Source organism: Clostridium sp. ATCC 25772, assembly GCF_001573875.1.
Classification (GTDB): Bacteria; Bacillota; Clostridia; order Clostridiales; family Clostridiaceae; genus Clostridium_J; species Clostridium_J senegalense.
The window spans coordinates 32,671-59,173 of record NZ_LFRG01000011.1; the positions used below are offsets into that span (position 1 = coordinate 32,671).

Consider the following 26,503-nt stretch of genomic DNA (forward strand, 5'->3'; position numbering starts at 1 on the left):
TTAAAATTTTCCATTCCAAAGCTTGGATACCCCAAATAGTGAGACATGCTCTGAATCACTTAGAATTCAACACTATATTTTATATAAAAATATTTTAAAGTTATTGAATAAATTTAAATTTGAGCTTGTTTCTCTATAACTTTATATCTTAAAAAATATCATTTGATATGTAAATATTTTCTTTATGATAATATTTTAACATATATAACAATCATTTTCAAGTAATAATTATTATTTTTTAAGTTATAAGTTGAGATTTTTTTCCTTTATAAAATATATATTCTTTATGCAACGCTCTAGTCAAATTTACATATAATAATTTTTTATCTATATCTTCATTATTATAATTTTCTTCACTACAATTATAAATAATAGTAGCATCAAATTCTAATCCCTTAGTCATATAGCTAGGTATAATTATCTTTTTACTTTTTATTTCATTACTATTGTTCCCTATAATTGTCCATTTATATTTTGCTAATTTATTAATCTCTTTACCTATTTTTTTACATTCATCTATAGTTTTACATATTATAGCTACACTTTCTTTATTTTTTTCTTCTAAATCACTACATATACCATTTAATTTGTTTATAAAATCTTTGTCATCTAAAAATTCAATTGTACTTGGAACATCGCCATGTCTTAAAACTGGTTTAGCTGGTTTTACATTTAAATTTTGATGACTTAAAACTTTATTTGCAAAATCTATTATTTCTATTGTAGATCTATAGCTTTGAGTTAAATTTATATAAGTAGCATCATCATTAAATACAGTTTTAATAAGTTTATTCCAATCATTTATACCTTTATAATTGTATATGCCTTGCCCTAAATCGCCTACTATTGTTAATGAATTTTGTTTACTTAATAAGTTTAATAAATACATTTCGAAATAACTATAATCTTGAGCTTCGTCAATTATGATGTGAATATATTTTTTATTTAGCCCCTCTAATTTTAATTTTAAATATACCATATGCGCTAAATCTTCAATATCTATAATTTTTTTTGAGAAGTTTTCTTTTGAAGTTTCTATAATAAAATCAACTATATTTTCTGGAATTTGATTATTAGTTATATGGTTAAACAGTTGTTTTGATGAACATAATTTTTTATATATTTCAGTTATTTCTCTTTGCTTCCACGCCTTAAAAAACTCTTTTAATTTTAGTTTTCCTTGTTCTTTAAGTTTTGAAACCTTTAAATCCCTTTCATCATAAAGCAAAATTATTTGTTTTCGCTTTTCTTCTTCTTTAATATTTAAAGATTTAACATCTTTAATTTTAAAAAAGTAATCATCTTCTATTTTTTCTTTAATAGTTTGAACTTTATCTTTTAATTTCTTTTTAAAATATCGCTCTATCTCTTCTTTTCTTTTTTTTATAGGTAGATGTACCATATCTCTAGCATAAAGCCTTTTTATTTCCTTATTTGAAAACAAAACGTATTCCTCTATCTTTATATCATCTACATCTATATCCTGTTTTTCTAAATACTTTATATACTTATCTAAAAGCATTTTAAATGACAATGAACCTTTAAGTTTACTTGACGCTTTTATATACTTTACTTTTTCATTATCATCACTTTCTATTAACATAGAAAGTTTTTCATCCTTGCCATAAACTTTGCCCTTATATCCTAAGATTTCTTTACATACATCTTCGAAAGTTTTCTGAGACATATTATATACACCTAAGTTAGGAAGAACCTCAGATATATAATCTAAAAATATTTTATTAGGTGCAACTACTAATATTTCCTCATTTTTAACATCGTCATCATATTCGTAAACAAGATATGCGAGCCTATGTAACGCTACTGTAGTTTTTCCTGATCCTGCTGAACCTTGAATTATTATTGGTTTATTTTTATAAGCTCTTATTATTTCATTTTGTTCCTTTTGAATTGTAGCAACAACATCTTTAAGTTTGCTACTAACATTTTGTTCTAAAGTAACTTTCAAAAATTCATCAGTAAGCTGCTCACCTTCTATACTATTTTTTAATATTATTTCATTAACTCCTTCATCATAGGCATCTGTAAGGGAACCATCCTTTAATAAAAACTTTCTCTTAAGGTTTAGTTCACCTTCTACTATTCCTACTGGTGAAAAATAATAACTTTCACCATAAGTACCACTATAATACAAGTTAGCAATTGGTGCTCTCCAATCAATTACTACTTCTTCATTTTTATCTTCATCGTTAAGACCAAACTTTCCTATATAAAAAGTTTCCGTATCTCTTCTCTTTTCTCTAAAATCAATACGAGCAAAATATGGATTTATACTTGCCTCTTCATATCGTTTAACATTTTCACTAGTAAATTTAAATAAGTTTTCATAAATTAATAAGTCATTACTATAGGTTCCACCACTTGATTTTTTTAAATCTGTTATTTTTTCTTCATATTTTTCATAGTCTTTTTCCACTTTTCCCTTTTTTTCGACTATCCACTTTTTAGTATTATTAAATCGCTCTACTTCTAAAATCATCTCTTCATTTTTTATTGCCATATAATCACCTTCAATCTTTTTATTTAAGATTTGTCAATTTTGGCTTTGAAAATTAAAACTTTATAACAAAGTACTCTTTTATAATATCATAATGAAATTTTATTTAAAGAGTACTTTGTTTTATGAATTATATTATATCAAAAATTCAGTATCTATAAACATTTTTTACAGTTTATTCATTATATCTTTAAATATGATGTTTTAGATTTTTACTTAGTTCTCTATAGAGAAAGCAAACTATAGCTATAGTTTGTTAAAAGTAATGGATGAAACTAAAAATAAGTCTCATCCACAATTTTCAATTGTAAAATTTTAGTTTTTAATCAAATTTCAATATAAAAGCCGTCTTAAAGTAAAGCTAAAATTTACTTTGAGACAGCTTCTCTTATTATATTCTATTCTTCAACTAATTCGTACATTACTTCTGCTTTTGACATGTACATTATACCATCTAAGTGATCTATTTCATGACAAAATGCTCTTGCTAAGAATCCTTTTGCTTCGTATCTTACTCTTTTCCCCTCAATAGTCATTCCTTCAACTGTAACACTTGTAGGTCTTACAACTTCACCTTCGTGCATTACATAACTTAAGCATCCTTCATAATCCTTTTCGCTTCCAGATTGCTTTGTTACTTTAGGGTTAAATAATAATATTTCGTCTGATCCATTTCTAAGATTTATAAGAATTGCTCTTTTTAGCACTCCTATTTGTGGTGCTGCAAGTCCAACACCGTCACAATTATATAAAGTATCTCTTAAATCCTTAGCTAATTCTAAAACCTCTTTATCTATTTTTTTTATTGGTTCGCATACTGATTCCAATCTTTTATCTCCAACTTGTAAAATTTCTCTTATTGCCATAGTTTCTCCTTCCAAATATATATAAATAGATATATTTTATAATTAATCTATAAATTGTCTTTTCCGTTTAAATCCTAATATATTATATAATATATTTCTGTATATTTCTATGAATAATTTTAATAAGGCATATGAAAAGAAATAAAAGTATAATTATGCCTAGTTCATGATATTACTTTTCATAAAAAAAAGGAACTAAAAGTTCCTTTTTTAACTATTTGAAGCCTTAGCCTTTTGTTCTTCCATCATGCTCTTAACTTTCATAAGTCTTGTTAATGCACCTCTTTCATTTTCATCAAGTTTCATTTTAATGTACTTGATTGTTTCTTGAAGTTGAGGTATCGTCATGTATTCAAGAGCATTAACTCTTCTTCTAGTCTTTTCAATTTCATCTGCCATAAGCTGAGTTGATTTTTCAACTTCCGCAAGTTCTAAAAGTTTTGGAAGAATTAAGTATAATTTTTCTAAAGATTCATCAAGTTCTATTGTTGTAGAAGCGAAACCATATGGATATATACTTCCATTGTCTCCTTCTAACTTTCTTATAAATTCCATCACTGGAACATTAACACTCATTACGTTTTTAGTTGAAACATCTACTGATATACTTTCTTTTGGACATGCTAATGATGCTTCTAGCATTTCTGGTGGCATTGCTGCACTGGCCATAAAGAAATTTTTAAATACATCTTGAAGATTATCTTCAACTTCTGCTCTTAACTTATTGTTATATTTAACAAGATCTATGAATCTTCTCATAAGCTCATCTTGCTTATCTTTTAAAAGCTTATGTCCTCTTGTAGCTGTAGTAAGTCTTTTTTTAAGTTTACTAAGCTCCATTCTCGTTGGATTAACATTTAGTTTTGCCATATTTAATCATCCTCTCTTAGAGGTAAATACTTCTCTAAATATTCGTCCCTGATTCTCTTAAGCTCCGTTCTAGGTAGTATAGTTAATAAGTCCCAACCTAATTTTAAAGTATCTTCTATTGGTCTATTAGCATTGAATCCTTGAGATACATATTGCTCTTCAAATGCTTCAGCAAATTTTGCAAAACTCTTATCTGTATCTGAAAGTGCAGCTTCTCCTAGGATAGCAGCAAGTTCTTTTGCTTGCTTTCCTTGTGCATAAGCTGAGAATAACTGGTTCATTGTATCTGCATGGTCTTCTCTAGTCTTACCTTTACCTATACCTTTATCCTTAAGTCTTGATAATGATGGAAGAACATCTATTGGAGGCATTATACCTTTTTTGTATAATTCTCTTGAAAGAATTATCTGTCCCTCTGTTATATATCCTGTAAGGTCAGGGATTGGGTGAGTCTTATCATCCTCTGGCATTGTAAGGATTGGTATTTGTGTTATTGAACCTTCCTTACCTTTAATTCTTCCAGCTCTTTCATATAATGTAGAAAGGTCAGTATATAGATATCCTGGATATCCTCTTCTTCCTGGAACTTCTTTTCTTGCTGCTGAAACTTCACGAAGGGCTTCTGCATAGTTTGTTATGTCTGTCATGATAACAAGTACGTGCATTCCTTTTTCATATGCTAAGTATTCAGCTGTTGTAAGAGCCATTCTTGGAGTAGCTATTCTCTCAATAGCTGGGTCAGATGCTAAGTTCATAAATAGAACTGATCTGTCTATAGCTCCTGTTTTTGTAAACTCTTCTACGAAGAATTCTGCTTCCTCAAAAGTTATACCTATTGCTGCGAAAACAACGGCGAATTTTGAATCAGAGTTTAAAACTTTTGCTTGTCTTGCAATTTGAGCTGCAAGTTCTGCATGTGGAAGTCCTGATCCTGAGAAAACTGGAAGTTTTTGTCCTCTAACTAGAGTGTTTAATCCATCTATTGCAGATATACCTGTTTGTATAAACTCAGATGGATAGTTTCTAGCTACTGGATTTATAGCTTCTCCGTTTATATCTAATCTTTTTTCTGGTATTATGTCTGGACCATTATCTTTTGGTCTTCCCATACCGTCAAATACTCTACCTAACATATCCTCAGATACGCCGATTTCTAGAGGTCTTCCTAAAAACTTAACTTTTGTTCCTTTTAAGTTTATTCCTGATGATCCTTCAAAAAGCTGAACCATAGCGTTGCTTCCGTTAACTTCTAGAACCTTACCTCTTCTTTTTTCTCCAGTCTGTAATTCGATTTCAACTAGTTCATCGTATTTTACACCTTCAACACCTTCAACAACCATTAAAGGTCCAACAACTTCAGTAACTGTTCTGTATTCTTTAAGCATCTAGGACACCTCCTTCCACGATTAATTTATCTACTTCTATAGCTAATTCTTTAGCTATATCGTCCATTCTGTCTATTTCTTCTTCAGGGATATATTTGCTTCTAGCAATCTTATCTCTTACTGTCATTTTTAATATCTTATCTAAGTAAACTCCTGCTTCTAGAGCTTTATCAGCTTGAACGCCAAACTCTAAAACAAGTTTTAACATTTTATATTGTTTATCAAGTGAAGCATAAGTATCAACTTCGTGGAATGCGTTTTGTTGTAGATAGTCTTCTCTTATAGATTTTGCAACCTCTAATTTTAATCTATCTTTTTCTGATAATGCATCCATACCAATAAGTCTTACGATTTCTTGAAGGCTAGATTCTTCTTGTAGCAATGCCATAGCTTTTGTTCTGATTTCAGACCAATCGCTAGCTATTTGCTCATCCATCCATCCGCCTATCTTGTCTAAGTATAGTGAATAAGAATTTAACCAGTTGATTGCTGGGAAGTGTCTTTGATATGCAAGTTGTGCATCTAGTCCCCAGAAAACTTTAACTATTCTTAAAGTACCCTGAGTAACTGGCTCTGATAAGTCTCCTCCTGGAGGTGATACCGCTCCAATTGCAGTTACTGCACCTTCTCTTCCGTCTGATCCAAGTGCTATAACTTTACCAGCTCTTTCATAATAATCAGCAAGTCTTGATCCAAGGTATGCTGGATAACCTTCGTCTCCTGGCATCTCTTCAAGTCTTCCTGACATTTCTCTTAACGCCTCTGCCCAACGAGATGTTGAGTCAGCCATTATTGATACTGAATATCCCATATCTCTAAAGTACTCAGCTATTGTTATTCCAGTGTATATGCAAGCTTCTCTTGCTGCAACTGGCATGTTTGATGTGTTAGCTATAAGAACTGTTCTTTTCATTAAGCTCTCACCAGTTTTTGGGTCTTTAAGTTCTGGGAACTCATTAAGAACGTCTGTCATCTCATTTCCACGCTCTCCACATCCAACATAGATAACTATTTCTGCATCTCCCCATTTAGCTACTTGGTGCTGAACAACTGTTTTTCCTGCTCCGAATGGGCCTGGAACTGCTGCCGCTCCACCTTTAGCTACTGGGAAAAATGTATCTATAACTCTTTGTCCTGTTGTCATTGGCTCTAATGGATTTAACTTTCTTGCAAATGGTCTACCTTTTCTTACAGGCCATTTTTGCATTAATGTTAATTCTTTATCTCCATTTGTAGTTTCAACTACATAAACTGTTTCTTCAACTGTAAATTCGCCAGCTTTTATTTCTTTTATAGTTCCTTCTATTCCATAAGGTACCATTATTTTATGAAGTACAACTGGAGTTTCTTGAACTGTACCTACAATATCTCCTGCAACTACTTTATCTCCAACTTTTGCAGTTGGTTTAAAGTCCCATTTTCTAGTTCTGCTTAATGATTTAACAGATACTCCTTTTGTTAGGAATGCAGATTTTGCAGCCTCCATAAATGCATCTAGAGGTCTTTGTATTCCATCAAACATAGACTCCATAAGTCCTGGTCCAAGTTCAACACTTAGTGTTTCTCCAGTAGTTACAACTGGGTCTCCTGGTCCGATTCCTGAAGTTTCCTCATAAACCTGAATTGAAGCATTATCGCCCCTCATTTCTATGATTTCACCTATAAGACCACTTTCTCCAACTTTTACAACGTCATATATATTAGCTTCATCCATATCCTTAGCAACTACTAAGGGTCCTGAAACTTTAACTATTCTTCCGATCTTCAAGCTACATACCTACCTTTCTATAAGATATTTACACCTACAGCCTTCTCAACATTATCACTAACTCTTTTCTTACCAATGTTTAAACTACCTTGGTTACTTGGAATTAATATAATAGATGGAAGTAATTCTCTAGTATATCTTTCAATAGTCTCTTCTAAATGCTGCGCTAATTGTTCAGTAATAAATATAACTGCATATTCATTACGTGCTAATCTATCTATTGCTTTTCTAGCTTCTTCTACTTCAACAACTGGAAATACATCAACTCCTATAGCCTTAAAAGCTAATACAGAATCCTTATCTCCTATAACACCTATCTTATGCATATATATCACGCAACCTTTCTCTTATAATATTGCTTTCCACTTTATTAAGCTTACCGGCAAGTATTATTCTTACAACTTTTAGTTCCGTTTCTTTAGCCATTATATATGCAATTATAGGCTCTGGTCCAAAGTTTACTCCTTTTGCACCTTTTATATAATCCATTAGATAATTATCAGAATGAACTTCTATTGAAGTATACTTCTTAGTTGAAGCATAATCTTCAACTACTAATTTTAAAACTTTATCATATCCATATTTTGATACTACTTCTATGAAGTTTTCAAAACTAATACTTAATCCTTCTATAAGTGTAGATTGTGGTATGTATCCACCTTCTATTAAAACTCCTTCTAAAAACTTCATGTCTTTATCTTGAGCTTTTACTCTAAGCATTATTTTTATATTAGTTAAATCTATAGTTCTTTTTACATAACCTTCTATAAACTCAAATTTGCTTTCTTTAGCTCTTTTAAGCATATCTTCATAAAGGTATCTATCTAAAATTATATCTATTCTTTGAGAATCTTTATTTTCTTCATAATCATTCTCAGCTTTTTTTATGGCCTCTCTCATTATAGGTTCTAGTCCTTTTAAATCACCAGTTACAATAGATGTCTTTAATTTTTCGACATCTATTGATCCAACTGGAATTAGTAAGGAAGATAAATCTTTATCTAAGATTTTTTCCTTTTCTAAAACTTTAATGTTATGATAATCATATTTTAAATTCATGATATCAACAATTAATTTATCAGGAGAAACCTCATACATAAGAGAGTATAATTTTTTTAACTCCTCGTTTAATGCAACTTCATAATCCTCAACTCTTTTTAATAATGAAATACTTTCATTATACTGAGTTTCTGATAAAACTCTTATTGCTTCTTCTAATGAAGCACTTTCTATCATTCTTTCAAGCTTCATCTTATCAAGGAGTTTAGTTTCAATAACTCTTAGCCTAGCCACAGCATGAGTAAATTCCATTCTATCCATATGGCTATCCTCCTTAAAATTAATCAAATAACATATTTGCTACTTCATTCTCTAAATCATATCTTAAAGAATCTATAACATCTGCAAAAGAACAGTTAATTTCTATACCATCCTTAGATAGTATAAATCCGCCATTTATTTCTCTTGTTTCTTCACTTAAGATGATTTTTGCATTCTTTAACTCACCATTTAGTTCATTTAAGAATTCAGAAGTTATTTTTTCTTTATCTTTAGAAGCAACTATTATGTTTTGTTCTCCACTTATAGGCAGTGATTTTATTTGTTCCTTAACGTATGATAAGAATTGTTCTTTATTCATAGCATTAAGTTCCTTTACTGCTTCATTGAAAACTTTATTTATAACTGTTTGCTTTGCAACAAGTTTTTCATTTCTAACTTTTAATTCAGTTTTAGAAATAGCTCTATCAAAAAGATTTTTTCCTTCTAAATTTGCTTTTTCTATAACATTTTGTGATGATTTTTCTGCTTCTTTTTTCTTTTTCTCAATTATCTGAGATTCTTTTTCTTTAGCCTCTGCAATTATATTATCTGCCTTTTTTTTAGCATCTTCTATAATCTTAGAAGTTAAATTATCTAAATTTGACATTTAAAAATCACGTCCTTAATACTAAATTCTTTTTTATACTTAGAACTGAGCATTTAAGATTAGAAGTAGTGACATAACGAATCCTAAAAGTGCATATGTCTCAACCATAACTGTTAATATGATACCTTTTGTGTTATGCTCTGGTTTTTTAGCTAATATTTGAACTGCTGCTGCTGCTGTTCTAGCCTGAGATATAGCTGATTTCCAACCTGCAAATGCTATTGGTAGACATGCTGCAAATAAATATAATCCGTTTGCAAGAGACATATCTGTGCTAACTTGGAATGAAACCATAAGTGCTATAACGAAACCATATAAACCTTGTGTACCTGGTAGTAACTCTAATATAAGAACTTTACCGAATTTTTCTGGCTCCTCTGTTATTAATCCTGTTGCTGCTTCTCCAACCATACCAACACCTTTAGCTGATCCTATTCCTGGAAGTATAGCTGCTAAAGCAATACCCATTGCTGCAAAAAATATTCCTGAGTTTTGTAATAAAAATTCTGTTATTGTTGTCATGAAAAATTCCTCCTTATTTCTTCGTGATATTCACATATTTTGAACTATATTTTAATGGTTTGAAAGCAGTTCCACCGCCTTCATAGAATTTGCCAAAATACTCTAAATATTGCAATCTACAAGTATGAACATATGCTCCTAATGCATTTATAAATAAGTTAAATATATGTCCTACTACGAATATTAATCCACCTGCTAAAATCTTAGCTATAGGGTTTCCAAACATTCCTATCATCATATTAAATGCCATACTTATAAATCCTGTGGCAAGTCCTAGTGCTGCAAGTCTTGTATAAGATACTAAATCTCCAACATAACCTGTAATACCATATAAAGCATAGAAACCTTGACCTAACTTACCTGCTATTCCTTTTTCTTCTCTTCCGTTTGTCAATATAATTAATATTGCAGAAACTAAAGCTAAGTATTTACAAACTGTAGTTAAAGTTGGATTATTAATTACTCCAAAAGCACTTAAACCCCAAAGCATTAATCCTCCAAGTATTCCATACCAAAGTCCTACATCCCATAATGCATCTAAAATCTTTCCATCTCTTATATACATATATGCTTTTATCGCAAGACCTACAGTAATTTGCACTAATCCTAATGCTACTGATACTATCATAAGCATCATTACATCACTATCTGGTTTCATCCAAAGCGCTGGAAGTGAAATAGCATCTCCAAAGTAACTTCCATACATTATTCCCCAGAAAGTTGTAGATAATCCTAAATAGCAAAACATTTTAAATGATTTTCTCATTTCATCTTCTAGGTTGAATAATTTTAATCCAATTAATGTACCTAAGAAAAGTATTATTCCATAGGCTGCATCTGATAACATCATACCAAAGAATAATATATAAAATGGCATAAGGAATACCGTTGGATCTATTTCTGTATACCTTGGCAAACTATACATTTCTGTAATTGGTTCAAAAGCTTCTGTTAGTTTACCATTTCTAAGTAATACTGGTGTTTCATCACCTTCTGCATCTTCAATTTCTAAATAATAATTATCGCTTAGTGTATCTTTAAGCATTTTTTCAAAGTCATTTGAATCTTCACAAGGCACATATCCTTCAACAACGAATATATTGCTACTTGCTAAAAACTTCTCATAACTTTTTAATCTTGCAAGTTCACTTTCACAATGTTCAAAAACTAATTTAAATTCTTGCAAATGCATAAGGTGTTGTTTTATTTCTTCATTTGTTTCTTTTAATTCATTTTTGATTTCTTGTATTTTGTGTTTAAATTCTTTTATAACTTCACTTGGTACTGATTGATATTCATACTGTACTCTTGTAAAGCTATATCTTTTTAAAATAATATCTATATCTTTTAAATTTTCTTTATGGAAAACTATTAAGATATTTGCGTCTCTACTATCCTCGCCTATAGTCTCAATATAAGAAGTGTCAAAGCTATTGCCTATTTCTTCTCTTAAATTTTCTAAGAAATTTTTAGGAATAGTTCCTAAATAAGCAATAGTATTTTTGAATCCTTTTACATCACTCATAGGCATATCTAAATTAATCCATTTGCTTAACTCTTCAATGTCGCCTCTAAGTTTGCTTATATGTTGATTTTTTTCAGTTATATTATTTTCTAACTGTTTTAATGCAACATATTCGTTTTTCCAACTTATATTTTCAACTCTTTTTTCAAGTTCTTCATAAGTTAAAGAATCTTTTCCTTGCTTAAGTTCATTAAGCATTCCCTTTTTTTCTTCATACTTGCTTAAAAAATCAATAGCAAATTTTACTTGGGCCTGCTTATCTTCAACTTCAGATATTTCAACATAAGCGGAATCTTGCTTTAAATACTCTTTATACTGTTCATCTTCAATATTAAATTCTGTAAATTGAACAGCTTGTAACCTTTGCAGATTTTGTAAAAGTTCTTTTTTCTGTGACTGAAAGGCTAAAAGAGTAAATTTCTTCATTTTAACTATTGCCATTGAAATTCACTATCCTCTCAATTACTGATTTAACTGCTTTTGGGAAGTTGTCATTTTCTGAATTTAAAATTTCTTGTACTTCTTTTTTCCCTTTTTCCAAAATCGGCTTACATTTTTCATTGCTATCTTCTAAGAATTTAGCTTTTATAACTTCGCCTTCTTTAGTTGCTTTTGAAAGAATTTCATCATATTGATTTTTAGCTTTTTTTTCTGCATTCATTATTAATGTTTTGCCTTTAACTGTTGCTTCATCAATAACTTTTATAGCTTCTTCCTCTGCTAGTTTAACTTTGTTAATTGCTTCTAATGCCAAAATATCACCACCTTTATATATTAATTATAAGAATATATGCTTTGTAAATTTAATTATTTTAAATAAATAACATATATCTTATAAAACATATCAAATTACTTTTAAAGAGTTTTTATTTACCACATATTATAAGTAATTTTTACAAATTAAACAAGCCTTATATTAAAAATATTATAAATTTTAACATATTTTTAACAAAGTTTTTTAATGTGATAAATTTATTTGAGTGAATATTTTTTTAATTTAATTTAATTTTAAATTAAAAAATTTTTAATCTTATTAATTATATTATACATATTTCTGCATAAAAAATGCTCTTTTTACTTATTTTTTTCTTTTATTATTGATATAAAACTAATTTTATCACAAAAATCTACTTTTTTATATACAATATTAAAAATAATAAGATCAAAGAGCACACTGAAAACGTTGTAAATTTATATATTATTTAGTATATTTTTTAACAATGTTTTTACAATTATTTTCTTTTAATAGTAATTTTCCACGGTCATATATCCATCTTTTTCATTATAAAAAGCTAAATAAAAATCTTCCCTTTTAATATTCCCTAAATTTAAATATTCTTGCATGTTATATTTAAATTTAATTATATGTATTTCATTTCCATTTTTAATTTTTCCATCTTTCACTAATAAATCTTTGATTTTGCGTTCCATAACTTTATCATTTTCTGCTGATAAGAAATTAGGTAGTCCTCTTTTCTTATTAAAATACAAATAATCAAATTTTATTAGTTCTCTTAAAAACTCACTACTTTCCTTTAGATATTCCTCGTTAAATTCAAGGAATACTTTATAATAATCTTGAGAAGAAATTTTTCTTTTAAAATATCCTTTGTTATCATAAAATCTAGATAGCTCATAATAAAAATCAAAAGGACTTTCAAACTTACTTATTTTATCAAAATATTTAATTATGTTATTAAACTTCCCACTATTTAAATATTTATCAACCATATGTTCAATTTCTTTCAAAACTCTTAGTTCTTCGTAACTAATATCCTTTGTTGATAAAACTTCATAAGGTGGATATTGGCTATACTTCATGCCCCATTTTTCTGCCTCTAATGTCATAGGTGAACCCTTAAGCAATTTTAAAAAACCTAATTGCAATTCATCTGGACCTATTTTATAAACATCATTAAAAGATTTTTTAAAAGACTGAAAATCTTCACCTGGAAGTCCTGCTATCAAATCTAAATGCTGCATTATATTTTTTAAACCTTTTAACTCTTCAACTTTCTCTTTTATTTCAGAAAAGTTTACATGCCTGTTTATGTTAGCTAAAACATTATCATTAGTTGTTTGAACACCTACTTCAAATTGAAATAAGCCAACTTTAGCCTTTGATAATGTTTTTATAGATTTTTCTCTTAATAAATCTGCTGATATTTCAAAATGAAATCTGGTATCACAATGATTTTCTATAAGAAAGTTCCAAATTTGATTAGCAAACTCTTCATTACAATTGAATGTTCTATCAACAAACTTTACAAGACGAACTTTTTTATCAATAAAATATTTCAATTCTTTTTTTACTCTTTCTATGTCTAGGAATCTAACACCATGAAATGTTGAAGAAAGACAATACTTACAATTAAAAGGACATCCTCTTGATGCTTCATAATAAACAATCTTATTTTCTAAATCTTCATTTTCCTCATATGGAAACACTATTTGTTCCATATTCATAAGGTTTCTTCTTCCACTATATTTAACTTTATTTTCTTCTTTAAAATATAATCCATTAATATTAGACCAATCTATAGTTTCTCCATTATATTCTCTTAGTTTGTTAATTATGAATTCCTTATAGGTTTCTTCACCTTCACCCTCAATCAAAAACTCCCCTACATTATTTTCTAAAAATCCTTTACCATCATAACTTACTTCTGGACCACCGTAAAAAATAGTAATGTTTTCATCTATTCTTTTAACAGTATTTGCAATCATTTCCACATATTCCAAATTCCATATATAGCACGAAAAACCTAGAACACTAGGTTTTTTCTCTATAATATCTGCTACAACTCTTTCTATATTATCATTGATAGAAAATTCTATAGTTTCGCAGTCATAATTTAATTCTTCTGTATATGCTTTTAAATATCTTATAGCTAAATTACTATGAATATATTTTGCATTTACACCTACTAATAAAACCTTCATTAATTTTTTCTCCTTTTTTTGCACATTATATAGTATATTTGAGCACCACTTTTAAAGTCTAAAATTTGAAATTCTTTCTCTAAAAGGGCTAATGTTTTTTCTCCTGAGCTTTGTTTTAAAGGATTATTGTCTTTTATATCAAATTCTTTTAAACTTTTATCTGGCATATAAACTTTTATATGATTTTCATAAGGTTTTAACCCTTCTTTATCTATATCCCATATATATAATAATCCATCATTTTTTAAACAACAATATATTTCGTCTATTATCTTTTGTTTTTCTATATTGTTTATTATAGAGCTTAATGAAAAAAACAAAACACAATTATCATATTTCTTTTCTTTTATATTACTTTCCTTACCCTTTTCTATATATTCCACATCGCCATTTTTATCATAACTTTTGAATAGATTATATATTATACCATAATTGTCACGTCCTATGTCTAATATATCTCCTGCTAAAATGGTTTCTTCTAAATTTATAAAAACAGACTGTTCCATTAAATATCACCTCATAAAAATAAATTTCATATATAAGTAATATTTCTATAACAGCATTATATTTCCTTCCATTTTATGTAATTTACTTTTTTTAACGTATTTTAACATTTGAAATTAAAATATTTATATAAAAATTTAAGACTTAGTATTGTTAACTAAGCCTTAAATGATAATTTACTATCTATTTTACAATATAAATTACTTTATTACAAAAAAAGTTGTTACAATTACAGCTGTAAGTAAAATAGCTACGACATAGGTAAATAATTCTGCTGAATTAAACATACTTTTTTCAGCATCATTAATATTTGCCTCATATAAGCATCCTTGAGATGTTTCTAGAATTCCAATACCACTATTTGTTGTTTTTATAGATTTAATATTAGATTTTTTTCCTAAAGAAATAAATTCTTTTGCTGTTTTTTCACTACTGCATACAAATATACATTTTTCTATATCATCATAAAAATATATATCATCAGTTTCTCCTAAAATTCCTTTTGAGTCTACAGCTAATGATTTTATTGCAGATACCTTATCATGCTCATATGCAGGACCCTGAGGAGTAGAATTAGGATGTTTACTAAGTAAAAAATTTTCCGTTTTTTCATCTTCATCCATAAATTTAGGTGAAGTTACAGGGTCTCCGCCTGAAAAATCTGGAAAACCATACCATTCATCTTTTTTTATTTCATATATATAATCTTTATCATTACAAATAGGTCTTACCCCTCTGTACTCCATTCCTCCAACTGATGCGTAAATCTTACCTTTGCTACTAAAATCTAATCCTGTTATATTCCTTATTCCCCAAGCAAAGGTTTCATATTGCTCATTTTCTAAATTATACATAATCAAAGTGGAATTTCCTATTTTCTCTTCTGGTATTACTTGTCCATCAAAACTTTCTTTTCCTTTTTCTTTAAAAGCACCTGTATTATCTTTTCCAAAATTAACTTCTTTTAAAATTAATTCTTTTGCACTATGATCTTTCTCCAACGGAAATTCCTTTGTCCAATGATTATCTTCTCCAACAACTCCAGAATTAGTAGCAGCACCAATAGAAGCTATTAGATAATTACCACTTACCTTTATAAAGACATCTTTATAATCACCAAAATTAGGAATATTACCAATACATTCTTTTAATTTTTTACTTTGCAAATTATAAGAATAAATCTTATTACCAGAAGAAAAATATAATATATTATCCTTGTAATCTATACTTTTAATATCAAACTCTTTATTTGAAACTACCGTATAGCTCTTACCATCTTTTTCAACTACTATAATTCTTTTTTTAAAGGCTATGTAATAATTATCTAAATTATCTTTAACAAAATCTTTTGCACCTTTTAAACCTTTAAGTTTTAATTCTAACTTTGCATTTGAAACATTTGAGCCTACTCCATAATCTTGTTTTCTTGCATTTACAAAAATAAATGTTGACACTATTATTAATAAAATAAATGCTAGCCCCGCCTTTTTTTTCATAAACTCACTCCACAACTCTTATATTTAGTTTTATTATATATATATTTAAGTTGTGTCTTTTAAATTACTAATCTATCATATTTGTATATTACTTTTTACTTTTAATGTGTCTCAATCCATTTTTTAAAATCTTTATCATTGCTATTTCTACTCCAAAATGCTATTGATTCCTCTTTTGTTAATTCTGATAATGTACAATTTAATCCTTCTGGTATGACAATTTTGTCAATACTAGATCCCTTTTCACATATAATTTTCCTTATAATTTCTCCTTTAGTTTCATGTTCAAAAACTTTAACTTCACCATCTTTTGAACAATATACTAAACATTCTCTTATACAAATACTTCTATCTTCTTTATTCTCTAACATTTTTAAAATATCTTCTGCACTTAACCAACTATTAATATATTTTATATAAGGTCCTGGAAAACCTCTTAATGAATTGACGTAAAATCCTGCATCAGTTACTATAACTGAACTGTTTAGTTTTTCACTTGCCCATTTAGCTGAATACGCAGCAACATCACAAACATTAAAGCTTTGTATCTCAGGTGTATCTAAGTTTTTTTGAATTAAGTTTATATTACTGCCTTCAAAAACCTTTTTTGCAATTTCAAATTTAAGATTATTGCCAGTTACATAAATTATATCCACACTAATTCCACCTATCTATTAGTTAAAATTTCTCTGCGTTAAAATAAGTATATATTCTATCTAAATCCCATTTCATATCCATTAAAATTTACCCCTTAACACTATAATTTTAGAATTTTTAGATTTAGCTTTTTGCTTATTCTTGTATCCATATTTAATTTTATTTATAAAAGATGTTTTTCATTTAAATATTACTAAATATATCTCCTAATAACTCTCTTGCCATAGATGTATCGATGGAAAGATCTAAAGTCCCATCATCTTTAATAACCTCTTCATGTGTAAGCATATTACTTTTAATTAAATTAACATTTAAATTCAATCTCTTAGCTATTTTAATGTAAAATTTATAGTAACTTTCTTTTAAACTTGGCCCTAAATGTATAATTCCTTTGTAATCTAGTTCTATTAGTTTTTTTATTGCCTTTGCCAATTCATCAACATTTACAAAAGTATTATATAAATTTTTTGTTCTTATAATTTCCTTACCATTTTCTAATTGCTCAATTAATGATGAAATTCTTTTATCCCATCTTCCCTCTGTGTACTTTCCATAAATTGCACCTGGTCGTACAATAATATAATTACTATGCCTTTTTACAAGTTTTTCTCCATCAATTTTTGCATTAACATACTCGGCTAATGACTTATTACTATTTCTATATTTAGGCATATCTGTTTCCTTATAATAACCATTGCCACCTCTGAAAATGGCGTTAGTTGATATAAATATTAATTTTTGTTCCGGTGATAAATTTTTCAAAACATTATTTAAACCAATTTCAATTAAATACTTTTCACTTTTATTATTCTTCATATCACTAATTAAGCTCCACAAAATAACATGAGGATTAAATTTATTAATAAGAGTTTTAACCTCATGCTCATTTGTTATATCAAGTTTTATTAAATCATAATTATCAGTAGAATTATTACAAGTTCCTAATACATTAAAATCTTTGTTAGATTTCATTAATTTAAAAACATTACCACCTAGAAAACCACTTGCCCCTAATATTAAAATTTTCATAACATACTTCCTCACATATAACTTTTATATCACTATAAATTATTCTTTCTTATATTGTTATAATACATTAATAATTTTTAAAATCTAATTTATATTAATATCAACTACTTGAAAATTTTTTTGAAAATCAACCTCTGCAAAATCAGTTGTATCTATATCTAAGTTAATGCTATTTTCAATATCTACCTTGAAATTTCTATTAATTATTCTATTTTTAAATCATCTATTCCATTTATATCTCTTATATGTCCTGGATGTCTATTTCCTGATAAATTGCGATTTATAAATCTTTCATATAAAATTTCACAATTAGCATAACAATATAATTGCACTACTTTATACATATATTTTGATTTTATAGAATTGAAAATGTTGCTAGCATATTTATTATCAAAATTTCCTTCAACAATAAACACTTTACCTGTTTCTCCTAACTTTTCAGCAAAAAAATATGTTAATTCAAAACTAGCAATACCTAATTCTGAATTATAATCATTACATTCCCTGTCATAAATATCCCTCAACCTCTCATTTAATATCTTTTTAAGTTAAGACCATAAATCTATTTTAACTTGTAGAATTTTGAATAAGTACATTAATCTATGAGTGTTAAAATTTGTACTAAATTATATCTATAATTAATATATTTTCTATATAAATCTTATAATAGCCTCACTCGCAATTCTATTTGATTTCTTGTAAATAATTAGCATGTTCTTCATTCCAGTTACGTCCCATATTCTTATGATATTTTTTAATATATGCAGATGACAATTCTTCTGCTGATATACCATAACATAATAATGCATCATTCATAAACATCATAACGTCAACAAACTCCTCGATAAATGCATTTCTGACAGTTGCATTATTCATAATATCATTCTCTCCACACTTTTTTATAACAGAAACAATTTCGCCGAATTCTTCCATCATCCACAATAAACAACTTCTCCCATACTCTGGTGTAAGAGCATGCCATTTTTCTTTATGTTTATCTTGCAACTCTTTTTGAATATTCTGAATATATTTTAATGATAAAATATCCACGTAAATACCCCCTATTTAACTACAATATTTTAACTTGCTCTATAAAATTCAAATTCAACAATTATATAATTCTTATCTTTTATTCTCCAAAAAACTTCTCAAATAAATTATCTTGCTCAGCCTTATGCATAATATAACCAATAGCTATTTTATTATTTGTAAGTTCTATCAACTTTTCAACTTTTTCCTCTCCAAAGGCACCGCATAATTCAATTGCTCCAACTCCTTCTTTTTCTAAAAGAATAAGCTTATCACATGCCTCTTTAAAATTTCTAACAGTAAAAATATAAGTGATTTGTTTTTTAGTCTCAAAACAAGCTTTATGTTCTGTTGGATTATAGTGGCCTCCCATAAGTAAAAATGCAAATTTTTTCTTCATATTAAATTACCCCCATTTTTATAATTATTTTTTATTATATTAAACTATTTAATTTACATTTTGTAACTAAACACATCCTTATAATATAAATTCCATTGGTGTAAATATATAGGGAAACAAGCTCGCATTTAAATTTATTCAATAGATTTAAAATATTTTTATACAAAATGTAGTGTTGAATTTGAAGTGTTTCCGAGCATGTCTCACTATTTTGGGTATCCAAGTTTTGGAACGAGTAATTTTAAAAGTCAACTTGGAACCCTATAATTCCTTGAAAATTTTGTTACTTGCCTAAATCTTTGAACCCTATTGCATGATAAACTTGTTTCTTTCTTATAGGGTTCCAAACTGAATTTTTGATTTATTCGCTTACCTAAGATATTTTTTAATGGTACATAGAACTTTAAGTTAGTTATGATTTTTAGTTGTGACTTAGAAATTCTTATAAGATTTTTTTACATTTTTAGGACCGAAACCCAAGGACGGGTTTTGCGACTGCCTAGACAGGACGTCGATTCAGCCGTTTAGTCCTAAAAATTTTAAAAAAGATTATTAGAATTTCTCGAAATAACTAACTGAATGACGGTTTAAAGTTATATTTACCATTTTTTCTAACAATAAATTCCTCACATAATTTTAGCTATCAACTTGGAACCCTATAGTTCTGCAATCATATAATTGAACAAATTTGTCGCAATACCATTTCTATGAAATTCTTTATTTTCTACTTTTCTAATTAAATAGTTCATTTTTTCACTGTCAACTCCCTATAAAACTAATAAAAATATAATATTAATCAGTTTTTTTAAATATATTAACTTTTTTACTATAACTCAATTCTTAATACAGCTTAAGAAACAAATCTATCCTTTCGCCTATTTTACTAAAACCAATTTTTTTGTACATTTCTTTTGCAGTATCCTCCTCATCAGTAATAAGATATATAGTATGACATTTTTCTTTTATAGCTGTATTAATTAAGCTCTTTAAAATTGTTGTTCCATATCCCTTACGTTGATATCTAGGAATAACAGCAAAATCTTCAATTTTTGCAATTCCTTTATATATAAATAAATCGCAATTACCTACTACTTGTCCATTATGATAACAAAGATAAGAATTAACTCCTTTATCAGAAATGTATACTTTTCCACGTCTATAACTTCTCCTTGTACAAAAGTCTTTTCCAAGTGTTTTCTCATCATGTTGTAAATCACAATACAAAATGTCATTTACCATTTTTTCATTACTAACTTTTTTTACTATACAATCTGGTATAGCTTTCAATCTTGAAAAATATTCAATATCAAAAGTATAATACCCATTTATAGATACTTCTGAATCATATTTCAAACTAGAAATCAGTGAACTATTAATATTATAATTTGAAAGAATATTACAATAATTCTCCTCTTCACATAGTCTTAATGAAATTTCATTTTTTATGATATTTCTTAGTTCATTTTCACTCATTGAATTTTTTATATAAGTATAATTATGATAATACATATCCTTCAACTCATTATCACGAAATCTAATTATATTTTTATCTTCATAAGAATCTGAGAAACATTGTATATATTTAGTTTCACACTCTACAATTTTTTCATCTATCAACATAATATTCCCCCATACAGTTTAATAAACTTAATCTATTTCAATGCCCATACAAATTGAACTATAAAATTTATTTTTAATTAAATTCCTCAAAACCAAACTTTTTATACAAATTATAAGCAGTCTTATTATTGCTATGAACATCTAAAGTAATACAATTTATATTATTTGCATACATATCATTTATACATGTAGCTAGTAAAATAGAACCTATTCCCCTATTACGATAATTTGGTGTTATATGCAGTGAATAAACATATAATTCTTTTTCTCCTTGTGGTAAACCTATCAATAACCCAACTACTTTATCATTATCATATGCTAACTTAATATATCTTTTAGAAAAGTCTCCTAATCTTCCATTAAAAAGTTTTTCAATAAATTTATCTGGTTTCTTTCCCCTAACATCAGGGTCTAATATTCCTACTGTGAATTCTACTAAATATTTATTTAAACTTTCTTTTAATTCATCTCCATATAAATTTAAATTTTCCACTTCAAATTTAGAAGAATTCGATATATGTCCATTTAGAGTTTTTTTAAGCTTAATTTTCATATTTATTACTCCTCCACGACTTTTCTAATTAGATTGAATTTTAAGAAAATTATATCATATTTTTGTAAATCAACCTAATATTGTATAATTTATATATCTAAAATTATTGAAAATAATATAAAAATACCGTAATATTCATCTCTAAATAATACGGTATATACAATCATTTAAATTTTTAAGTTATATTTACCTAGATTAAAATAATCCAGAAATTATTATTAATATAGTAAAAATTATTAAGCAAATCATAGATATATTCGCTGCAACTTTTGCATAACGATGTGTTTTATATTTATATCCAATAATAACTGCTAATCCAAATAAAGCTAATCCTATTAAAGCATCTGGAAACCTTATCCCAAAGAAATTCATTATATATCGTCCTATGGATTTATCCCCTATACAGCTAAATTGAAATATTATTGCTAATATAACAATAGGTGCTGCTAAACTACCTGGGCCTAACTCTTTAACACTAATATCTTTTCTCATATATTTTCCCCCTTTTATTATGTTAATAATATATAAACCTCTACATAATTATAACATAATTTCAATAATATTCCTTTAAGCATTTATTTATTGTCTTAATTACATATATACTAAATTTAATTATATATAAAAATACCGTAGTATTTATCCCTAAATAATACGGTACTCTTATGAATTGTTCGCTTTTTAATTGCCATTTTAATTTTAAATTTTCTTAACTAAAAGTAATATTACTCTTCAATAAGATTAAAATCCCAAGTTATATTAGACTTATAAGTATTAGCAACTCCACTTTCCACATTAAACGCAATTTCAAGTATATCTTTTATCATCTCTGGTGTCATACCCTTTCCTTTTATGTTATATAGAAGGTTAATTTCTTCTATAGGTTTTGGAGCCTCTGCTCCTCTTTCTCCATTAACAATTACTTCATACTCTGAAATCTGTGCACCTTTAGATTGTAACATTGCAACTGTATCTACACTTGTACATGCTGCAACTGCATGAAGAAGTATTTCAATTGGTTTTGGTCCTAGAACTTTTCCATTATTCATTTCCTTTGGACCTGCCATTACAAACTTTGCTCCTTCTGGAGTTGTACCTTCAAATACCACTCCTTCTCCAAGCCATTTTACTACTGCATTTAGTTTCATGTTTAATTCCCCCTACATTTTATAATATGTTATGCCTTTGATAAGATAATAACTCATAGCAATCAAAAATAAAAATTGATATAATAAATGATAGTCATATAAAAAATTTATGGATAGAAAGGATATTGCTATGGAACTTCGCCAACTTAATACATTCATTACTGTAGCGGACTTAAATAATTTCACTCGAGCAGCAGATGTACTTGGATATACCCAACCTACTGTTACCTCTCAAATACAATTACTTGAAAGTGAACTAGGTGTTCGTTTATTTGAACGTATTAAAAAAAATATTTCTCTCACTTATGAAGGAAAAAAATTTCTTGTTTACGCAAAAGAAATAGTTGCTATGTGTGAAGAAGCTAAAAACACAGTAAAAAAACAACCAATTCCAAAAGGTGTAGTAACAATAGGTGCATTAGAATCATTATGCACAACCCGTTTACATATCCTTCTTAAAGATTTTCATGAAAAGTTTCCTGATATTGAAATTATATTAAAAACTATTAAATCTACAGAATATGAGGAGCTTTTACTGGATAATCAAATTGATGTAGCCTTTTGTCTAGATCGCTTAATAAAAACTTGAGACTTTATTGTTGACCTTGCCATACCTGAGTCTTTAGTATTACTTACAACCCCAAATCATCCTCTTACAAAACTTTTTAAAGTATATCCTGAAGATATTGCTGACCACCTTTTTATCTTAGCTGAAGAAGAGTGTAGCTATCGAAGAACTATATTAGCCATACTTAATAATCTTAATTTAAAACCTAAATCAATTATGGAAATTGGTAGCATTCAAGCAATGAAACAACTTGCAATCAGTGGCTTGGGAATAATACTTTTACCTAAAATTACAGTTAAAGAAGAACTATTTAAAGGTGAACTTGTTGAATTAAACTGGCATGGTCCTGCTTTTGAATTTTTCACCCAGGTAATCTACCATGAAGACAAATGGATATCCCCTGCTCTGCAAACTCTATTAAACATAACTAAGTCAGCTCTTCCATTGCAGTACTGTAATGATTAATATAAAGAAAAGATTGCACTATAAAATGCAATCTTTTCTTTATACTATGTTAATTATATATTTATTTCTTTTTAAATTGTTCTTGTTCTTTAAGATAAGCTTTTATTTCATAATTATTTAACTTACGAATTTGAGCATTGGAATTTTCCATGTATTCTTTGGATATATAAATAGGATTATTATCATTACATACTTTGTCCCTGTTTTTTAATAAATATTTTTCTAAATCTTTCTTAGTATGAAATATTTTATAAAAAATCCTATTATTTTTTCCTATAATTTCATATATTCCACAGACATCTTTACAAATTACTTCAGCTGTTTTCAAATATAGTTTAGCAATTTCTAATGTTTTAAATGGAAAACTCCATCTATAAACATCTCTTTTATCATCTTTATGAATACATATGCATCTTCCACATGTTGAACATATATATTGAATATGATTTTCTAAACAATGCTGTGGCTTTAAAAGTGGTGTTACCCTTGAATTATTACTATAGCATTCTTTACATGTCATATTTCACCCCTACCTTCCTATAATATTTTAATATTATTAATTAATAATAACATATTTTTATAATGCATAACTACTTGTTTTATTAGAATATGCTTACTTAAATCAATCATACAACGTATTTTTATTCCTACTATCTTCATATAAAAAAGAAGCTATAATGATATTAAAATTCATTATAGCTTCTGCCTTATCCAGAAAATTTAACTACTTTTTAAAATTTATGAATGCATTTCTATTTTGCATCTATAATCTCATGAGCCATTTCAACTAATTCATCTTGTGATATATCACAGTCCATTGCTAAGAAAGAATAATAAATACCATCTTGTTTCCACTCTAAATATTGAACCTCAGAAATCTCTTCCTTATCAGAACCATAACTAAATACATATTTACCTGATTTTTCATCCTGTTTATCTTGTTCTGTCATTTTATAATCTTCTGGAACAAACTTATTAGTATATGAATTATAATATATCTCTATATTATTATAATTATCAACAGCAGTTTTATCCTCTAAAGCTTTTCCTAATATTACATTTTGCATAGAAAGACTTACTTTATTATTATCTTTTTCATAATCAAAATCAAGCGATTTACTCTTCGCCACGGAATTACCTTTTATGTCTAAGCCTTCATCAGTTTTAGTATACGCATTTTTAAATGTATATCCATTACTAAATTCATTAACTAACTTAGGATTAAAACCAAGATCATTTTGTATTTTTTCTTCTGTAGGCATAGTAGTATAAGTTGGTATATTACTTCCATGTGAAGTTATAGAAAATATTTTTCCTCCTGCAAATACAGTTGTTCCTATTACCATAGCAGCTACTAATGCAACTACTGTCCTTCTTTTAAATGATGGCTTTTTATATAATGTTTTAACTTTCATTTCATCGATCTCCTCTTCATCGCATAAACTATTTAATGTTGTATTTATCTTATTTTTAAAACTTTTTGGTGTATTTGGAAAGGCATCCTTCCAATTATAATTATTCATAGATTTCCTCCATATACTCTAATTTTATTTTTAATAATTTACGCCCTTTTGCTAATCTACTTTTTACAGTTCCTTCAGGTATCTTCAAAATTTTCTTAATCTCTTTTACAGAATATCCTTCTACATAATAAAGAACAATTGTAATACGAATACGCTCTGGCAAGTTTTGAATGGCTAAGTATAAGTCGCTATAGTCCTTCTTATCATCAACCTTGTCAAATTCAAAATATTCTTCATAAGATACTGTTGAACATTGCTTACGTTTTAAACTATAACATTCATTTATAAGTATCTTAACTAGCCATGTTTTAAAATATTGTTCTTCCTTTAATTTATTTAACTTATTATAAGCTTTTAAAATTGCTCCTTGAACTGCATCTTCACAATCTTGGTCATGAATCAAAATTGATTTAGATACATGATATAAAGTAGATTCAACCTCAAGAACCCTATCTATAAATTCCTGTTTATTCAATTGACTTCCTACCTTTCCTCGCAAATTGTAGCGCTACTTTTTTGCTTTACACTAATTAGACGTATATATGTGCTAAAAGGTTCACTTAATTTTTGTAAATATGTAAAATATTTAATTTTCTATACTTCTATTTTAACTTTTTCCTTTATATTTTTATCTTATAATTAAAACAAAACAAAAAAACACCGTTATTAAAATTAAATTTTACGGTGTTTTATTTTTAAAAAATATTATGCTTAAAATTTCATAACGCAAATAATTGTTATTATCCATGAAAATATCAACACTGCAGTAATAATTGCTTGTATTTTTTCTGCTCTAGTCAAATCTTTAATATATGTAGATTTTTCCTTTGGTGGTAAAGTTGTGAATAAATTAGTTATAATGATAATCGCCAAAACAAAACTTACTATCATAAATGAAATTTTATAATAATTTGTAGGAATTATATTAACTAAACAAAAAATATTTAATATTGTTCCTATCGATAACACTATTGTAAAAATATAACGTTGCATTTTAATAGTCATATTTCCCACCTCCATAAATTATACATTTTTTCTATAGTGTTCCAAGTTGACTTTTTAAATTATCTATTCCAAAACTTGGATACCTAAAATAGTGAGACATGCTCCGAATCATTTAGGATTGAACACTATGTTTTTTATAAAAATATTTTAAGATTGTTGAATAAATTTAAACTGGAGCTTGTTTC

General features: G+C 27.5%; 27 protein-coding genes and 1 pseudogene. 1 reads left to right on the forward strand and 27 read right to left on the reverse strand.

The features are described from left to right. Positions 1–238: 238 nt before the first annotated feature. The 23 genes from helD to AZI32_RS06890 all read right to left on the reverse strand — a co-directional run bounded on the left by helD (position 239) and on the right by AZI32_RS06890 (position 22,757). Positions 239–2,521, reverse strand: coding sequence for an RNA polymerase recycling motor HelD (helD, locus tag AZI32_RS06780; protein WP_061995122.1), 2,283 nt, complete (start codon positions 2,519–2,521; stop codon positions 239–241). A gap of 395 nt (positions 2,522–2,916) precedes the next feature. Then, positions 2,917–3,384: a peptide deformylase gene (def, locus tag AZI32_RS06785; RefSeq protein WP_061995123.1), complete on the reverse strand. Its 468-nt coding sequence runs from the start codon at positions 3,382–3,384 to the stop codon at positions 2,917–2,919. A gap of 210 nt (positions 3,385–3,594) precedes the next feature. Continuing rightward, positions 3,595–4,254: a V-type ATP synthase subunit D gene (locus AZI32_RS06790; protein ID WP_061995124.1), complete on the reverse strand. Its 660-nt coding sequence runs from the start codon at positions 4,252–4,254 to the stop codon at positions 3,595–3,597. Positions 4,255–4,256: 2 nt separating this feature from the next. After that, positions 4,257–5,639: a V-type ATP synthase subunit B gene (locus AZI32_RS06795; RefSeq protein WP_010291727.1), complete on the reverse strand. Its 1,383-nt coding sequence runs from the start codon at positions 5,637–5,639 to the stop codon at positions 4,257–4,259. Next, positions 5,632–7,407 (reverse strand): V-type ATP synthase subunit A, encoded by a 1,776-nt coding sequence (locus AZI32_RS06800; RefSeq protein WP_061995125.1) that lies wholly within the window; start codon positions 7,405–7,407, stop codon positions 5,632–5,634. Before AZI32_RS06800 ends, AZI32_RS06795 begins: the two co-directional genes overlap by 8 nt. Before the next feature lie 17 nt (positions 7,408–7,424). Continuing rightward, positions 7,425–7,733, reverse strand: coding sequence for a V-type ATP synthase subunit F (locus tag AZI32_RS06805; RefSeq protein ID WP_082761167.1), 309 nt, complete (start codon positions 7,731–7,733; stop codon positions 7,425–7,427). Beyond that, positions 7,726–8,727 (reverse strand): V-type ATP synthase subunit C, encoded by a 1,002-nt coding sequence (locus AZI32_RS06810; protein ID WP_061995127.1) that lies wholly within the window; start codon positions 8,725–8,727, stop codon positions 7,726–7,728. Before AZI32_RS06810 ends, AZI32_RS06805 begins: the two co-directional genes overlap by 8 nt. Positions 8,728–8,746: 19 nt before the next feature. Next, complete coding sequence (locus tag AZI32_RS06815; protein WP_061995128.1) at positions 8,747–9,334, reverse strand: V-type ATP synthase subunit E family protein; 588 nt, start codon at positions 9,332–9,334, stop codon at positions 8,747–8,749. A 39-nt stretch (positions 9,335–9,373) separates the two neighbouring features. After that, the gene (locus tag AZI32_RS06820) at positions 9,374–9,856 is read right to left on the reverse strand and encodes a V-type ATP synthase subunit K (RefSeq protein WP_010291738.1); all 483 of its coding nucleotides are present in this window, start codon (positions 9,854–9,856) and stop codon (positions 9,374–9,376) included. A gap of 13 nt (positions 9,857–9,869) precedes the next feature. Then, positions 9,870–11,822 (reverse strand): V-type ATP synthase subunit I, encoded by a 1,953-nt coding sequence (locus tag AZI32_RS06825; protein ID WP_061995129.1) that lies wholly within the window; start codon positions 11,820–11,822, stop codon positions 9,870–9,872. Next, entirely contained in the window at positions 11,809–12,135 is a 327-nt protein-coding gene (locus AZI32_RS06830; RefSeq protein WP_061995130.1) for a hypothetical protein, read from the reverse strand. The genes AZI32_RS06825 and AZI32_RS06830 overlap by 14 nt, the downstream gene beginning before the upstream one ends. A gap of 488 nt (positions 12,136–12,623) precedes the next feature. Next, on the reverse strand, positions 12,624–14,324 hold the full coding sequence (locus AZI32_RS06835; protein WP_061995131.1) for a B12-binding domain-containing radical SAM protein: 1,701 nt from the start codon (positions 14,322–14,324) through the stop codon (positions 12,624–12,626). After that, positions 14,324–14,830, reverse strand: a complete 507-nt coding sequence (locus AZI32_RS06840) for a hypothetical protein (protein ID WP_061995132.1) — start codon at positions 14,828–14,830, stop codon at positions 14,324–14,326. The genes AZI32_RS06835 and AZI32_RS06840 overlap by 1 nt, the downstream gene beginning before the upstream one ends. Before the next feature lie 198 nt (positions 14,831–15,028). Further along, complete coding sequence (locus AZI32_RS06845) at positions 15,029–16,324, reverse strand: hypothetical protein (protein ID WP_061995133.1); 1,296 nt, start codon at positions 16,322–16,324, stop codon at positions 15,029–15,031. 101 nt (positions 16,325–16,425) lie between these two features. After that, positions 16,426–16,980, reverse strand: coding sequence for a non-canonical purine NTP pyrophosphatase (locus tag AZI32_RS06850; protein ID WP_061995134.1), 555 nt, complete (start codon positions 16,978–16,980; stop codon positions 16,426–16,428). A 184-nt stretch (positions 16,981–17,164) separates the two neighbouring features. After that, complete coding sequence (locus tag AZI32_RS06855) at positions 17,165–18,010, reverse strand: NAD-dependent epimerase/dehydratase family protein (RefSeq protein WP_061995135.1); 846 nt, start codon at positions 18,008–18,010, stop codon at positions 17,165–17,167. A 203-nt stretch (positions 18,011–18,213) separates the two neighbouring features. After that, on the reverse strand, positions 18,214–18,534 hold the full coding sequence (locus tag AZI32_RS06860) for a hypothetical protein (RefSeq protein ID WP_061995136.1): 321 nt from the start codon (positions 18,532–18,534) through the stop codon (positions 18,214–18,216). 160 nt (positions 18,535–18,694) lie between these two features. Further along, positions 18,695–19,060 carry a dATP/dGTP pyrophosphohydrolase domain-containing protein gene (locus tag AZI32_RS06865; protein ID WP_061995137.1) on the reverse strand — a complete coding sequence of 122 codons (366 nt, stop codon included), beginning with the start codon at positions 19,058–19,060 and terminating at the stop codon, positions 18,695–18,697. 79 nt (positions 19,061–19,139) lie between these two features. Continuing rightward, positions 19,140–19,439, reverse strand: coding sequence for a DUF6506 family protein (locus AZI32_RS06870; RefSeq protein WP_061995138.1), 300 nt, complete (start codon positions 19,437–19,439; stop codon positions 19,140–19,142). Positions 19,440–20,279: 840 nt separating this feature from the next. Further along, a complete protein-coding gene (locus AZI32_RS06875; RefSeq protein ID WP_061995139.1) occupies positions 20,280–21,059 on the reverse strand; it encodes a GNAT family N-acetyltransferase in 780 nt (259 codons plus the stop codon). A 73-nt stretch (positions 21,060–21,132) separates the two neighbouring features. Beyond that, the gene (locus AZI32_RS06880; protein ID WP_061995140.1) at positions 21,133–21,612 is read right to left on the reverse strand and encodes a GNAT family N-acetyltransferase; all 480 of its coding nucleotides are present in this window, start codon (positions 21,610–21,612) and stop codon (positions 21,133–21,135) included. Between the two features lie 195 nt (positions 21,613–21,807). Continuing rightward, positions 21,808–22,104: a hypothetical protein gene (locus AZI32_RS06885; protein ID WP_061995141.1), complete on the reverse strand. Its 297-nt coding sequence runs from the start codon at positions 22,102–22,104 to the stop codon at positions 21,808–21,810. A 230-nt stretch (positions 22,105–22,334) separates the two neighbouring features. After that, on the reverse strand, positions 22,335–22,757 hold the full coding sequence (locus AZI32_RS06890) for an OsmC family protein (RefSeq protein WP_061995142.1): 423 nt from the start codon (positions 22,755–22,757) through the stop codon (positions 22,335–22,337). Positions 22,758–22,887: 130 nt separating this feature from the next. Between AZI32_RS06890 and AZI32_RS06895 the strand changes: the two are divergent. Continuing rightward, a pseudogene (locus tag AZI32_RS06895) lies at positions 22,888–23,790 on the forward strand (LysR family transcriptional regulator). Positions 23,791–23,851: 61 nt separating this feature from the next. Here AZI32_RS06895 and AZI32_RS06900 read toward each other — a convergent pair. From AZI32_RS06900 to AZI32_RS06915, 4 genes are all read right to left on the reverse strand, one after another. Further along, the gene (locus AZI32_RS06900; protein ID WP_061995143.1) at positions 23,852–24,310 is read right to left on the reverse strand and encodes a hypothetical protein; all 459 of its coding nucleotides are present in this window, start codon (positions 24,308–24,310) and stop codon (positions 23,852–23,854) included. A gap of 232 nt (positions 24,311–24,542) precedes the next feature. Further along, positions 24,543–25,313, reverse strand: a complete 771-nt coding sequence (locus tag AZI32_RS06905) for a hypothetical protein (RefSeq protein ID WP_061995144.1) — start codon at positions 25,311–25,313, stop codon at positions 24,543–24,545. Beyond that, on the reverse strand, positions 25,306–25,788 hold the full coding sequence (locus AZI32_RS06910) for an RNA polymerase sigma factor (protein ID WP_061995145.1): 483 nt from the start codon (positions 25,786–25,788) through the stop codon (positions 25,306–25,308). Before AZI32_RS06910 ends, AZI32_RS06905 begins: the two co-directional genes overlap by 8 nt. Before the next feature lie 236 nt (positions 25,789–26,024). After that, positions 26,025–26,318 carry a hypothetical protein gene (locus AZI32_RS06915; RefSeq protein ID WP_061995146.1) on the reverse strand — a complete coding sequence of 98 codons (294 nt, stop codon included), beginning with the start codon at positions 26,316–26,318 and terminating at the stop codon, positions 26,025–26,027. Between the last annotated feature and the right edge of the window lie 185 nt (positions 26,319–26,503).